This is a genomic window from Paractinoplanes bogorensis (assembly GCF_018829635.1).
Taxonomy (GTDB): domain Bacteria; phylum Actinomycetota; class Actinomycetes; order Mycobacteriales; family Micromonosporaceae; genus Actinoplanes; species Actinoplanes bogorensis.
Genome location: NZ_JAHKKG010000014.1, coordinates 26,999 through 40,412, shown reverse-complemented (window position 1 = coordinate 40,412; position 13,414 = coordinate 26,999). Strand labels below are relative to the sequence as shown.

General features: G+C 71.8%; 14 protein-coding genes. 10 read left to right on the top strand and 4 right to left on the bottom strand.

Features of this window, described 5'->3' with window-relative positions; translation table 11 throughout:
* Window positions 1–22 precede the first annotated feature (22 nt).
* A complete protein-coding gene (locus KOI35_RS37500) occupies window positions 23–1,873 on the top strand; it encodes a substrate-binding and GGDEF domain-containing protein (RefSeq protein WP_215793582.1) in 1,851 nt (616 codons plus the stop codon).
* On the opposite strand, the gene KOI35_RS37495 is transcribed toward KOI35_RS37500, so the two are convergent.
* Window positions 1,827–2,696, bottom strand: coding sequence for a ricin-type beta-trefoil lectin domain protein (locus tag KOI35_RS37495; protein WP_215793579.1), 870 nt, complete (start codon window positions 2,694–2,696; stop codon window positions 1,827–1,829). The two genes, KOI35_RS37500 and KOI35_RS37495, sit on opposite strands and share 47 nt — an antisense overlap.
* Window positions 2,697–2,792: 96 nt before the next feature.
* Between KOI35_RS37495 and KOI35_RS37490 the strand changes: the two genes are divergently transcribed.
* The 4 genes from KOI35_RS37490 to KOI35_RS37475 are packed head-to-tail and all read left to right on the top strand — an operon-like array spanning window position 2,793 to window position 6,010.
* The gene (locus KOI35_RS37490; RefSeq protein WP_215793577.1) at window positions 2,793–3,962 is read left to right on the top strand and encodes an acyltransferase family protein; all 1,170 of its coding nucleotides are present in this window, start codon (window positions 2,793–2,795) and stop codon (window positions 3,960–3,962) included.
* The gene (locus KOI35_RS37485) at window positions 3,943–5,163 is read left to right on the top strand and encodes an erythromycin esterase family protein (protein WP_215793574.1); all 1,221 of its coding nucleotides are present in this window, start codon (window positions 3,943–3,945) and stop codon (window positions 5,161–5,163) included. Before KOI35_RS37490 ends, KOI35_RS37485 begins: the two co-directional genes overlap by 20 nt.
* 56 nt (window positions 5,164–5,219) lie before the next feature.
* Complete coding sequence (locus KOI35_RS37480) at window positions 5,220–5,549, top strand: ArsR/SmtB family transcription factor (RefSeq protein ID WP_215793572.1); 330 nt, start codon at window positions 5,220–5,222, stop codon at window positions 5,547–5,549.
* Window positions 5,546–6,010, top strand: coding sequence for an SRPBCC family protein (locus tag KOI35_RS37475; RefSeq protein ID WP_215793570.1), 465 nt, complete (start codon window positions 5,546–5,548; stop codon window positions 6,008–6,010). The genes KOI35_RS37480 and KOI35_RS37475 overlap by 4 nt, the downstream gene beginning before the upstream one ends.
* A gap of 90 nt (window positions 6,011–6,100) precedes the next feature.
* On the opposite strand, the gene KOI35_RS37470 is transcribed toward KOI35_RS37475, so the two are convergent.
* Window positions 6,101–6,613, bottom strand: coding sequence for a nitroreductase/quinone reductase family protein (locus KOI35_RS37470; RefSeq protein ID WP_215793568.1), 513 nt, complete (start codon window positions 6,611–6,613; stop codon window positions 6,101–6,103).
* Between the two features lie 112 nt (window positions 6,614–6,725).
* Between KOI35_RS37470 and KOI35_RS37465 the strand changes: the two genes are divergently transcribed.
* Window positions 6,726–7,280: a hypothetical protein gene (locus KOI35_RS37465; protein ID WP_215793566.1), complete on the top strand. Its 555-nt coding sequence runs from the start codon at window positions 6,726–6,728 to the stop codon at window positions 7,278–7,280.
* A 279-nt stretch (window positions 7,281–7,559) separates the two neighbouring features.
* On the top strand, window positions 7,560–7,949 hold the full coding sequence (locus KOI35_RS37460; protein WP_215793563.1) for a hypothetical protein: 390 nt from the start codon (window positions 7,560–7,562) through the stop codon (window positions 7,947–7,949).
* Window positions 7,950–8,408: 459 nt separating this feature from the next.
* Here KOI35_RS37460 and KOI35_RS37455 read toward each other — a convergent pair whose 3' ends face one another.
* Window positions 8,409–9,182, bottom strand: coding sequence for a class I SAM-dependent methyltransferase (locus tag KOI35_RS37455; protein WP_215793560.1), 774 nt, complete (start codon window positions 9,180–9,182; stop codon window positions 8,409–8,411).
* The gene (locus KOI35_RS37450; RefSeq protein ID WP_215793558.1) at window positions 9,179–10,135 is read right to left on the bottom strand and encodes an alpha/beta hydrolase; all 957 of its coding nucleotides are present in this window, start codon (window positions 10,133–10,135) and stop codon (window positions 9,179–9,181) included. Before KOI35_RS37450 ends, KOI35_RS37455 begins: the two co-directional genes overlap by 4 nt.
* 250 nt (window positions 10,136–10,385) lie before the next feature.
* Between KOI35_RS37450 and KOI35_RS37445 the strand changes: the two genes are divergently transcribed.
* From KOI35_RS37445 to pstS, 3 genes are all read left to right on the top strand, one after another.
* Complete coding sequence (locus KOI35_RS37445; protein WP_308121326.1) at window positions 10,386–10,688, top strand: STAS domain-containing protein; 303 nt, start codon at window positions 10,386–10,388, stop codon at window positions 10,686–10,688.
* A gap of 75 nt (window positions 10,689–10,763) precedes the next feature.
* Complete coding sequence (locus tag KOI35_RS37440; RefSeq protein ID WP_308121325.1) at window positions 10,764–12,068, top strand: GlnX family signal transduction membrane protein; 1,305 nt, start codon at window positions 10,764–10,766, stop codon at window positions 12,066–12,068.
* On the top strand, window positions 12,065–13,111 hold the full coding sequence (gene pstS / locus KOI35_RS37435) for a phosphate ABC transporter substrate-binding protein PstS (RefSeq protein WP_215793556.1): 1,047 nt from the start codon (window positions 12,065–12,067) through the stop codon (window positions 13,109–13,111). Before KOI35_RS37440 ends, pstS begins: the two co-directional genes overlap by 4 nt.
* The last annotated feature ends 303 nt before the right edge of the window (window positions 13,112–13,414 follow it).

The window sequence follows — 13,414 nt, the reverse complement described above, 5'->3', positions numbered from 1 at the left end:
GTTTCGGGAGATCATGGCGGCCGTGGAGGGTCGCACGTTCGGTGTCCTGTCGCCCTTCGTCGGGGGCGACTACTACGGCACCATCATCGCCGGGGCGAACCGGGCGGCCGTGTCCGCCGGTGACCGCCTGCTCGCGTTGCAGACGCTCGACCCGGGCTCGTACAACGCCGACCGCAGTGGGGTGCCCGACTATCGGCGGCCGGTCGCCTGGGAGCACCTGGCCGGGGTGATCGTGCTGGCCGGGGCGGTCGACGAGGCGTACGCGCAAACGGTCTTGAACGCCGGTATCCCGGTGGTGACCGTGGGGCATGAGCTGGCCGGGTGCTCGGCGGTCTTCGGCGACAACCGGTCCGGCGTCCGGGAGGCGGTCACCCACCTGCTCGAGCACGGGCACCGGCGGATCGCGTTCGCCGGCCACCTCGCCCACCAGGACATCCGCGAGCGGCTCGAGGGTTGTCAGAGCGTGCTGGCCGAGCCCGGCCCGGTCCTCGACACCGGCGACAACCACGACAGCGGCGGCGAGGTGGTGGCCGGCCTGCTCGACACGTACGACCCACCGGTCACGGCCGTGGTCTGCGGCACCGATCGCAACGCGATGGGCCTGATCCGCGGCCTGACCGCGCGCGGCCGCAAGGTGCCCGAGGACGTCGCCGTGATCGGGTTCGACGACCTCGCGGCGGCCATGTACATGCGGCCCAGCCTGTCCACCGTGCGCCAGCCGTCGGGGGAGATCGGGGCGGCCGCCATCGCGCTGGTCGCCGAGCTGTCCGGTCAGCGGGACGCACCCCGGACCGTACGGCGGGTGCCGACCGGATTCGTCCGGCGCGACTCGTGCGGCTGTCCACCGAGCGGGCTGCCGGTCACCGAGGATCTCACCCGCTATCTGTTCGGGCAGGTGGTCAGCCTGCAGGAGACGCTGAACGTGCAGCACGAGCTGGGCATCGACCTGCTCGGCGCGCACGACCGCGACCCGCGCGAGCTGGGCTGGCTCAAGCGCACCACCGCGTACGCCGGTTGCCTCGCGTTGTGGAGCGAGGACGCGGTTCCCGTGCTCGACGGGGAGTTGCGGATCGTCGGCGAATATCCGGCCGGGCCCGACCTGATCGGGGCCACCATGCCGGTGAGCCGGTTCCCGCCGGCGGAACTGTTCGCGCTGGCCGGCGGGCGGAACGTCTTCGTGGTGCCGATCCGCAGCGGGACCCGGGACTGGGGCGTGCTGGCCGCGGTCGGGCTGATCCAGGAGAGCACCCCGCCCGGCAGCGAGATGATGAACCAGTCGGGCGCCCTGCTGGCCGCCGCCCTCGACCGCGGCGCGATGGTGGCCGCCCTGCGCGAGCAGGAGGAGCGGCTGCGCGACGCGGCCCTGCACGACCCGCTCACCGGCCTGCCCAACCGGGTGCTGCTGGCCGACCGGATGCGTCAGGCCGGCCTGCGCGCCGCCCGCACCCCCGGCCACCGCTTCGCCGTCCTGCTGCTCGACCTGAACGGCTTCAAGGCCGTCAACGACTCGCTCGGCCACGCGGCCGGGGACGTGTTGCTGATCGAGGTCGCGGGCCGCCTGACCGGGCTGCTGCGCGAGTCCGACACGGTGGCCCGGCTCGGCGGCGACGAGTTCGTGATGCTGCTCGACGGCCTGCCCGCCGACGGTGCCGAGGGCCTGGTGCGCGACTCCATCGCGCTCCGGCTGACCGAGCCGTACGCGATCGACGGTGGCCGGGTCACGGTCGGCGTGAGCATCGGCGTGGCGCTGAGCCGGGACGGCGCGGCCGACCCGGAAGCGCTGCTGCGTGAGGCCGACGGCGCCATGTACCGGGCCAAGCTCGCCGCTAAGGCAGCGTCCAGCTCTGGCTCGACGCCCCCGAGCACGCGCTGACCGTGGTGGTCGCCCCGGAGCGGCCCGGATCGGTCAGGCAGCCACCGTCGGTGACCAGGGTGCCGTCGCCGCCGGCCCGCCACTGCGCCGAGTCGCCGTCGCAGCCGGAGACCCGTACGGTCCCGTCGTCGCCGCCCTGAGCGCACCGCCCGTTGACCCGCAGCGTGCCGTCGGCGGCCAGCGTGAACGACTGGTAGGGCACCGACGCGCACCCGGACACCTGCACCGGGCTCCCGCTCGTGCCGAGCAGACCACCGAGCATGAGGCAGCGTCCGCTCGCCGCGGTGACCGAGCCGGTGCGGTCGGTGGCGGGCGGCGTCAGGGTCGGGTCGGCCGGGACGGCACTGGACGGCGGGGGATCGCTGGCCGGAGTCAGCGGGCTCACCGATGTGCTGGGGGTCGCCGACACGGAGGCGGACGGGCTGACCGACGCGCTCACCGAGGCGGCCGTGCTGGGTGCGGCACTGGCCCGCTGTCCCGGGTTGAGCGGTGGCTGCCCCGGCATGGCGGGCAGGACCGCGCCCGGCTGCGGCAGGGCCGGGTCGGCGGCCGGGCCGAAGATCAGATAGCCGGTCACGCCGAGAGCGAGGGCCACCCCGCCGGCCAGGATGGCTACCCGGGTGAGGTCGCGCTTCGGCTTCGCGGGTGGTGCGGCGGGCCCGTCCTCGACGGCCTCCTGCACGACGGTGTCACCCTCTTCGGGCCGCAGAGCCTCCTCGGGCCACGTCTCCGGCACCTCGTCGGGCGCCTTCTCCGCCTCGGCCACGGCCTTCACATAGGGCCGCACGAGCACGGGATCCTCGCGACTCACGTTGTCCGCCATCGGTCCCCTCCGCGCCGGTCCACCGTGGACCGGTACGTGAACATACGGCATAACGGACCTGATCGATCATCACCGGGTGCGGGTATCGTCCCCCGGATGCCGGCTCAACCACGGATGGCCTGGCTCGACGGCCTGCGCGCGGTGGCCGTCCTGCTGGTGCTCTACGCCCACGTGAGCCGCTACGTGCTGACCGACGTGCGAGCGTTCACCGCCGAGTGGCTGCACGCCGGGCCCGCCGGGGTCATGCTGTTCTTCCTGGTCAGCGGCTACATCATCCCGGCCTCGCTGGAACGGCACGGCAGCCTGCGCCGGTTCTGGGTGGGCCGCGCGGGGCGGCTGCTCCCGCTCTATGCGCTGGTTTCCGTCGCGGTGGTGGCGCTCGGCTTCTTCCGTCCGGCCGACCCGGTCACCGCCACGGTGGCACACGCCACGATGGTCCCGTTCCTGCTCAGCGAGCCGCTCGCGACGCCCGTGTTCTGGACCCTCGCCTTCGAGATGGTCTTCTACCTGCTGGTCACAAGCCTTTTTGCCGTACGCCTCCATCGCGCCGACGCCGTAACCGCCGTGCTGCTGACGGTGGCCGCCGTGATCACGGCACCCCTGGCGCCCCAGGCGATCCGGACCCCGTACGCCGCCCTCGTGCTCGCCGCCGGTCTGGCCGCGGTGCTGAGCGGGCGCCGCCGGGTGGTGATCGCGGGCGCGATGGTGCTCGGCGGACTGGCGCTGGCCCTGGTCACCGCGGGCGGGCAGCCCTCGCACGCCTGGGACGGCCTGCTGATCGTGGCGGTGATGTTCACCGGCACCACGATCCACCGCGCCGACACCGGGCAGACCGGGTGGTGGCCGGTGGCGATCGTGGCGCCGGTGGTGGCGGCCGGGCTGCTGACCAACTGGTTCGCCGAGCTCGCCTCACTGGACGCGCTGACCCCGCGGTACATGGCCCGCTCGGTGATCACGCTGGTGGTGTTCGCGGGGGCCTTCGCCGTGGGGCTGCTGACCCGGCGGTGGCGGACGCCGTCGTGGCTGGCGGGGCTCGGGATGATCAGCTACTCCGTCTATCTGACCCACTACGTGCTGTTACTGGTGATGCGCCCACTGCTCGTGCACGACGCGGCTGTGATCGCGTACGCGGGAACGGTTTTGATCGTGTCGTGGATCACCCACCGTTATGTCGAGCTGCCCGGGCAGAGGTGGGCGCGCCGGATGTCGGACGTATGGGAGAAACCGGGGCGGGTACCTCCGTCTCATGCATCGCTACGGGGATGAGGTCGCGGCAATCGCCCGGCCCCTGGTCGACGAGGGTGACTTCGATGTTCTGCTCGATCGGATCGGGTCCGCGCGGGTCGTGATGATCGGCGAGGCGAGCCACGGGACGCACGAGTTCTATACGTGGCGGGCGGCGCTGACCCGACGACTGCTTGCGGAGCGTGACTTCTCGTTCGTCGCCGTCGAGGGGGACTGGCCCGACTGCGAGCGGGTCGACGCGTCCGTGCGGGGGAGTGCGGGCGAGCCGTTGGAGGCCCTGCTCGGTTACGTCCGGTGGCCGACCTGGATGTGGGCCAACGAGGAGACGGTCGACTTCGCGGACTGGCTGCGTGCGTTCAACTCCGGCCGATCGGCGCCGGTGGGCTTTTACGGGCTCGACCTGTATTCGATGTGGGAGTCGTTGCGCGAGATCCTCCGGGCCGACGCGGTCGAACCGGCCCGGCAGGCGAACGAGTGCCTCGGCGCCTACTCGGAGGATCCGCAGTCCTACGCGTGGGCGACCAAGTTTCTGCGCGCCAGTTGCGAGGACCCGGTCGTCCGGATGCTCATCGAACTGCGCGGGCGCGACCTCGCCGTATGGCAGAACGCCGAGGTGGTGGCCGGGGCCGAGCACTACTATCGGGCGATGGTCCGGGGCGGTGCCGACTCGTGGAACGTCCGCGACCGGCACATGGACGCGACCCTGGCCCGGCTGCTCGACCACTACGGCGACGGGTCGCGGGCCGTGGTCTGGGCGCACAACAGTCACGTCGGCGACGCGAACGCCACCGATCAGGTCACGATCGGCTCGCTTGCCCGGGAACGGTTCGGCGCCGACCAGGTCGTGCTCGTCGGCATGGGCAGTCACCGCGGCTCGGTGATCGCCGGCCGCACGTGGGGCGCGGGGATGACCGAGCTGCCGGTGCCGCCGGGCCGGCCCGGCTCGCTCGAGGACATTCTGCACGCGACCGCCCCGCCCTCCGCCCTCTTCGTCTTTCCGCCGCTCGCCGACCGGCCCGACCTGCTGGTCGACGAGGTGGCACACCGGGCGATCGGCGTCGTCTACCGGCCCGAGATGGATCAGCTGGGCAACTACGTGCCGTCGCGGCTGGGGGACCGCTACGACGCGTTCCTGTGGTTCGACGAGACGCGGGCCCTGCGGCCGTTGCACCCGCTGCACATCGACACACACGAGCTGGAGACGTATCCGTCCGGGGTTTGACATCCCGGCGCCCGAGGGTATTCTCAACCTACCAGTTTATAAACCAGGTGGTTGTCATGCCGGATACTCTCGACGGCGTCTTCGCCGCCCTCGCCGACCCGACCCGGCGGGCGATCCTCGATCGCCTCGCCACCGGCGACGCGACCGCGGGGGAACTCGCAGCCGACTTCCCGATCAGCGCGCAAGCCGTGTCCAAGCACCTGAACGTGCTCGAGGCGGCGGGCCTGATCGTCCGCACCCGCGAGGCGCAGCGGCGGTGGTGCCGCATCGTGCCGACCCAGGTGCGCGCGGTCTCGGTCTGGGCCGATCAGTACGCGCGGTTGTGGGAGCAGCGTTACGACGCCCTCGACGACTACCTGAAACGCATCCCTCGGGAGGAATCATGAGCAGCACCATCACCGTCCAGACGCCGACCGCGACGACCCTGGTCATGAGCCGCACGTTCGACGCGCCGCGCGAACTCGTCTTCGCCTGCCACACCCAGGCCGAGCATCTGCGCAACTGGTGGGGCCGGGGCAACCCGCTCGACGTCGAGATCGACTTCCGGGTCGGGGGCAAGTGGCGTTTCGTCGAACACGCCGACGGCCAGGAGCACGCGTTCCGCGGCGAGATCAAGGCCATCGACGAGCCGTACGGCTTCACCTGGACGTTCGAATACGAGCCGATGCCCGGCCACATCCTCACCGACGAATACACGTTCTCCGAGGAGAACGGCCGCACCACCGTGACGTCGACGTCCACTTTCGACAGCCAGGAAGACCGCGACGGCATGATGGAGTCGGGCATGGAGGCCGGGGCCGAACAGTCGTACGCGGCCCTCGACACGTACCTCGTCAAGCTCTCCTGACCGCGCGGGCGGGCGGCCCTCGTTCCGGCCGCTCGCCCGGTCGCGCTGGTCGGCCGCTGGTCACGGCTGAGCCCATGCGCTGCTGCTTGATCACACCTCCGTCAGCGCGACCACGGGGATGGTCCGGGTTACCGTGGCTTGGTACTCGGCCCATCCCGGGTTGCCGGCGACTGCACGGGCCCAGGCGGCGTCGCGCTCGGCGCCGGTCAGGGGAGTGGCGTGGGCCTCGTATGTGCGAGTCCCGGTCTCGACAGTCACCCGCGGATCGGCCCGCAGGTTGCGGAACCAGTCCGGGTCTTTCGGGGCGCCACCGGCCGAGGCGATGACCAGGATGCGGCGAGCCCGGTCGGTCCGGTCTGCCAGGCCGGACTCATCATTCCTGTCGGACCTGTCGTTCGTGTCGGGCTCGTTGTTCGTGCCGCGCGGGTTGGGCTGTTCGGGATCGTCGGTGAGGAAGCCGAGCGGGGCGGTGTGCGGTTTCCCGCTTCGGGCGCCGGTGGTGGTGAGCAGCAGGATGAGCTCACTCCCCTCGAACATCCCGCCCACGCGGCCGTCGTTGGCCCGGAACTCGTCGATGATCGGTTGATTGAACGGGTTCGGCAAGGTGTTGTCGCTTTCTGTCGGTGACTCGGAAAAGACGCTGTTCCCCGCGGTGCGGGGCTTCGTTTCGTGGCGTGGCTGCGTTGCTGACCACGCGGTGTCGCCGTAAACGGATGTGTCGCACGCAGGTGTGCTGCACCCGGATGTGCTGCACCCGGGCGTGCTGCACCCGGGCGTGCTGCACCCGGATGTGCTGCACCCGGGCGTGCTGCACCCGGGCGTGCTGCACCCGGGCGTGCTGCACCCGGGCGTGCTGCACCCGGGCGTGCTGCACCCGGGCGTGCTGCACCCGGGCGTGCTGCACCCGGGCGTGCTGCACCCGGGCGTGCCGCACCCGGGCGTGCCGCACCCGGGCGTGCCGCACCCGGACGTGCCGCACCCGGACGTGCCGCACCCGGACGTGCCGCACCCGGACGTGCCGCACCCAGATGTGCCGCACCGGACGTGCAGTCCGCGATCCGTTCGTTGGCGGCCCCCGCCGTGCGAGTCCGTCGGCCGTCTTCGGCGCGCTACGGAGTTCGTTGACGGGTGTGCGTTTTGCGATCCGGTCGTTTGGCCCGCGGCCGTCCGAGGTCCGTGGGTCGTGTGCGGCGCTTGCGCGGTCGTCGTTGAGGGCTGCGCGGTCCGCGATGCCGTCAGGGTGACCCGGACCGAGCCGGCCGCGACGTAGGGATCGCCGGCCCGGGCGGCCTCCCACCCGTGCGAACTCCGCCGGTCGCGCGCGGTGTTCACGGGGCTGTCGCACACGGAGGCGTCGTGCGCAGGCACGCTGTTGATGAGCCGGGTTGCTGTGCGGGGCTGCGTCGCTGAACGCGGAGACAGACGTCGGCGGGCCTCGAGCCCGGCCGCCGATCAAGCGCTAGCCGGGTGCCCTACTCGGTAGTGGCCCATGGCCGACCCGGCAGTCACAGCGAAAGCCTACCAAAGCAGTGCGCCGTAGTCTGTCCCGATGGAACGGGGCGAGGTCTGGCTGGCCGAAGTGGACGGCATCCACCCGATCGTCCTGCTCAACGGGGACGCCGAGTTGCGCGGCATGCAGATCGTCCCCGCCGCGACCCCCAAGCAGCGCCGCGGATTCGTCTTTCTCGACCCGGCCGACCCGGTGGCGCCCGACCCGTCGGCCGGGATCGCCGGCATCGAGATCCCGGTCGGCGCCGACGAGGGCCTCGACCCGCCTGGCGTGGTGCGGCTCGCCCTGCCCCGTGACGGCCACATCTTCTGCACCTGGCAGATCACGCTGACCCCCGTTCACCTGCGGGAACGGGTGGGACGTCTCGCACCGCCCAAGCTGCGCATGCTCTCTCGTGCGCTGCACTTGAGCGGCGCCGAGCCCGCTTGAGAGACACGGAACCAGACGGCATGGCCACCGCGAAGCATGGTGAACATGCCCGTCGGCCGAGCACCGAGACCGCGTGTCCCCGGCCCGTCCTGCTTTGGTGGACGAGGAGTTCGCGCTGCCCGCCCTGCGCGCGCGAGGCGCTGCTCAATGGGGTCTCGCGCACCTCACAGTCCTGCTCAACCCCTGGCCACCACTCCGCCTTGCTCCCGGCTGAGCGTCGGACGCGGCTTGGCGTCGGACTCGGCTTAGCGTCGGTCCCGGTTCAGTGCCGGACCCGGCTCAGTGCCGGACCCGGCTCAGTGCCGGACCCGGCTCAGTGCCGGACCCGGCTCAGTGCCGGACCCGGCTCAGTGCCGGACCCGGCTCAGTGCCGGACCCGGCTCAGCGCCGGACCCGGCTCAGCGCCGGACCCGGCTCAGCGCCGGACCCGGCTCAGCGCCGGACCCGGCTCTACTCAGGTCAGGCGTCGGCGACCGTGATGTTGATGCGGGTCGTGGTGGTCAGCGGCCACTCGAGCGAAGCAGCGAGAGCCTCGGTGGCCGCGGGCCGGCGGTCGACGGGCACGGCCTCGACGACCTGGCTGCCCATGTGTGAGCCGATCCAGGTGACCAGGCGCTCGGCGTTGTCGAAAGTGCTCTCGACGGAGACCTCGGTGACCGTCGTCCGGGCGAAACCGGCCGCGGTGGTCGCCGCGCGCAAGGAGTCCGGCGTTTCGAAGAGCGGATCGATCTGTGGCCGGGCGGCCGGCGCCGGGGCGAACGTGCTGAGCAGCCGCAACGCCGCCGGGTAGCGCGGGTCGTGCGCGGCGAACGAGCTGAACGCCAGGCGGCCGCCGGGGCGCAGCAGTTTGCGGTAAGCGGTCAGGGCGGCCGGTGGGTCGGGCAGGAAGAACAGCACCAGGGCCGCCGTGATCAGGTCGAACGACTCGTCGGGGAAGGCGGGCGCCTGCGCGTCTCCCCACTGGACTGTCACCTGGGGGAGCGACGCGGTGGCGGCCGCGGTGCGTTCGACCATGCCGGGGGCGAAGTCGATGCCGGTCACGTGGCCTTCGGGCCCGACCGCCCCGGCCGCCGCGAGCAGGGCCGCGCCGCGACCACAGCCGGCGTCGAGCACCCGGTCGCCGGGGTGCGGCTGCGCGGCGGTGACCAGGGCGGCGGCCAGCGGGGTGAAGAAGTCGACGCCCACGTTGTCGTACTGGGCGGCGACCCGGTCGAAGGTCTCGGCGACGGTCATCGACTCAGGATGTCAGCGTGCCGGGCCTCGGGGTAGGGCGGCGCAGTCCAACTCACACCGGCGAACGTGTCGTGCAGGAAGCTCGCGGTGTATTCGACCGTGATGTCCAGGCCGCGGCGCCCCTTGAGCGAACCCGACGGCAGCGTCCACCGCAGCGGCGCGACGATGCGGTAGGCGGCGTAGTCGGTGCCGGCCGTCGACAAGCGGAGCAGCGGGCGGCCGAAACCGGCCAGGCCGCGGGGCTCGCCGTCGAGCGCGATCGCGGCGTCGCAGCGGCCGTCGACCCGGCACGCCTCGATCGTGGCCGAGCCGCCCAGCCCGTGCCCGGCGTACGCGATCCGGCCCGCGTCGGCGCTCCGCCCGAACTGCTGCACCGCTCGCCGGGCGGCGAACCGCGCGTCGGCCGCCCACACCGACACCAGTTGGTCCTGCCGGTCGGGGCCGGAACCGGCGGCGCTGGCGGCGACCCGCTGGTCGTTGATCACGGTCAGGCGGGCGCTGTAGGTGGGGGTCACCCCGACCACGACGTTGCCGCGCGCGGCCAGGGCGGATGCGATCGCCGAATACTGCGGGGCCGCGTATCCGAGGTCGGGCAGCAGCACCACCACGGGGAACGGGCCCGGGGCCGGGGGCACACCGTCGCGCGTCCCCGTGCGTACGCGATCAAAAGCGGTCATGCCCCAGCCGAACCGGTGCAGGCCCGCCCATTTCCCGGGCGTGTAGACCGACTCCGGGCCGGGCGCGCCGGGCGCCGCCGGGTACAAGATCCAGGTCGACAGGATGCGGGGCGTGCCGCCGATCGGGGCGAACTGGTCCGTACGGGAACGATCGACCCATTCGTCGGTGAGGCGGCCGACCGCATGCGGGCCGGACGGCGTCAGGCTCACCGGTCGCTGAGATTCGATTTTCCCGTACGCCGTGACACCCGCCACGACCGCAAGGACAGCTGCCACAATCCGCCCGTACCGCACCGCTGAATTGTGTCCGCCGACGCCGGCCGGTGTCGCGGCTCACCCCGGGCCTGCCGCCGAACCGTTGCACTCGCCGAGAGAACCGGACAATTTCCAGGAGATTACGTATTCCGTTTTCCGCAAGCACCTTCAAGTGTGTGATCAAGTACTGCCGCGGCGGTCGACGGCACATGAATATCCGTCGTAAAGTGGACCGTCTGTTCGACGCAGAGTGACGAGAGGTGGTGCGGTCGTGGTGGACGTGCTGACACGCGACGACGGCACCGTCGTGATCACCCTGAGCGGCTCGGACGACGGTGAGCTGCGCCGGGTGCTGGTTCACACGGTCCGCCGGGTTCGCCCGTTTCGCCTGATCGTCGACCTGGGTGACATGCACGACCTCGACCCGCTCAACGTCGGCTCGGTCGCCGCGGCCTGCGCCTTGGGCGACGACCACCAGGTGTCGGTCGAGATCGTGAGCCCACGCGGCGAGGTCACGCAACGACTCGCGGCGGCCGGGGTCCCTCACCAAAGGTTACGGCAATCCGTGCATTGAATAAACGCCGGGTTAACGCCGAAAATTGATCAACCCGCCGTTCTGGGAATTGCCGAACTGCATTACTTTTGAGCCGTGCCAGCAGTCATCGAGGCCACCCGGAGCATCGTCCGGAGAGCCGCCCGCCCCGAGACCCCGGCCCGGTTACGTCTGTTGGTGACCGTCACGATTCTGGTCGCCGCCGCCCTGCTCGTCTCGGCCTGTCTGGTCATGGCCCGGGTGCAGCAGCAGGTGCGCATCATCGGCGACGAGGCCGCCCCGCAGGCCGCCACCGCCGCCGACCTCTACTTCGCTCTCAGCGACATGGACGCGCAGGTCGCCCGGCTCGTGCTCACCGCCTCCCGCGACGAGTTCGCGGGCAGCCAGATCGACGCCCTGGGCGCCTACCAGCAGCGCGGCCGCCAGGTCGACACCGACCTGCAGCTCTCGCTGACCACGGCGGCGGGCGAGTCCGAACGCGCCATCGTGCTCGACCTGATGCACGACCTCGGCGTCTATCGCGAGCGCGTCTGGCAGGCGCTGACCGCGGGCCCGACCGCCGGCGGCTACTACACCCAGGCCACCAACGTGCTGCACCTCGACCTGCTCCCGGCCGCGACCCGGCTGCGCGAGGCCAGCGAGAGCCGGCTCGACCAGGCGTACGCGGCCAAGAGCGCGACGCAGACGGCCGGCGTGATCCTGGCCGTGCTGCTCGGCGGCGCGCTGCTGATCCTGCTGATCGCGCTGCAGGTGTGGCTGGCCCGGCGGTTCCGCCGCATCATGAACCCGGCGCTGATCGCGGCCACGCTGCTGACCGTGGTGCTGCTCGTCCCGCTGGTGACCGTCCTGATCGTGCAGGGACGGATGCTGGGCCAGGCCCGCGACGAGAGACTGGTCCCGTTCCTCGACCTGTCCCTGGCCCGCGCGGTCAGCTACGACGCCGCCGCCGACACGTCGCGCTATCTGATCAGCGACGGGCTCGACTACTACCGGCAGGACTTCGACCGCAAGGCCGACGCGCTCGAGGCGGACGGCACCGGCCTGCCCTCGGTCGCGGGCGGCCCCGACGTCGGCCCGTACTACACCGAGCAGGTCGTCGAGCGCTGGCAGACCTACCGGGCCGGTCACACCCGCATCGTCCAGCTCGCCGACGCCGGCAAGACGACCGAGGCGATCAGCGCCCTCACCGGCATCCGGCGCGGCGACGCGGCCTTCGATTTCTCCTACTACGACGCGGCCGTGGCCGACATCGCCGCGTCCCGCAAGGACGACTTCGACCGCTCGCTGCGCGACGCCGAGATCCTGCTCACCGGCTGGGCATACATCCCGGCCGCGGCCCTGGGCCTGGTGATCCTGCTGGTGCCGGTCGCGGTCCGCAAGCGATTCGCGGAGTACCGATGAAGCCCCGATTCCTCGCCCTCGCCGCCCTCGTGCTGGCCGTCGCGGCCTGCGACTCGCCGAGCACACCGGACCGCGACGTGATCGACTGCGCGAAGGGCTCGATCACCGCCCAGGGCTCGTCGGCCCAGGCCAACGCGGTCAGCGCCTGGATCAAGGACTACCAGGTCAGCTGCGCCGAGGCGACCATCGAGTACGACAGTGTCGGCTCGGGCACGGGCCGGCGCGCGTTCTGGGCGGGCACCGGCGACTTCGCCGGCTCCGACTCGCCGACCGGCGTCGCCGAGCAGGCCCTGGCCAAGGCCCGCTGCCAGGGCCCGATCGTGCACCTGCCGATGGTCGTCGGCCCGATCGCGCTCGCCTTCACGGTGGCCGGCGTCGACGATCTGCGACTGTCCCCGGCGACGATCGCACGCATCTTCACCGGAAAGATCACCCGTTGGAACGACCAGCGAATCGTGGCCGACAACCCCGGCGTGACCCTGCCCGAGACCTCGATCCGGGCGATCCACCGCTCCGACAGCTCGGGCACGACCGACAACTTCACCCGCTTCCTGGCCGCGACCGCGGCCGCCGACTGGGGCCTGAAGTCCGACTCGGCCTGGCCCGCACCGGGCGGCACCGGCGCCGACGGCAGCAACGCCCTGGTGTCGGCGATCGAGCGCACCGACGGCGCGATCGGCTACGTCGAGGCCTCGTACGCCCGCTTCCACAACCTGCCGACCGCCCGCGTGGGCAACGCGTCCGGCGAGTTCGTCCCGCTGAGCGACAGCGCCGCGGCCCGCACGGTGGCCGGCGCCCGCGTGGTCGGCACCGAGGGCCTGCGGCTGGAGCTCGACTACCGCATCGCCGATCCGCTGGCCTACCCCTTGGTGCTGGTCACCTACGAGATCGTCTGCCAGGCCGGCGCTTCCGACCTGGTCAAGAGCTTCCTCTCGTACGCCTCCAGCCCCGCCGGCCAAACCACGGCAGCCCAGGCCGGCTACGCCCCGCTTCCCGACGACCTGCGCGAACGCGTAGCGGCCACGGTAAGCCGCCTGTCCTAGAAACCGCACCGGCCTCCACGGGCCGACACCGCTGCGGTGGGCTCGTGCCTGTGCACGCAATGTGCCTGGGCGTGTCGCTGCGTGAGTCTGTGCCGGGTCCCGTGCCTAGGTCTGTGCCTGGGCGGCGTGCGCTGGGCGGGTCTGTGCCTAGGTCTGTGCCTGGGCGGCGTGCGCTGGGTGTGTCGGTGCTGGGTCCGTGCCTAGGTCTGTGTCTGGGTGGGAGCGGAGGTCACCGCGTCCTGGGGTGTCATGGGAGAGGCCCGGCGCACCGTGAAGGTGGCACCGGGCCTCGGGGTCGTGCGG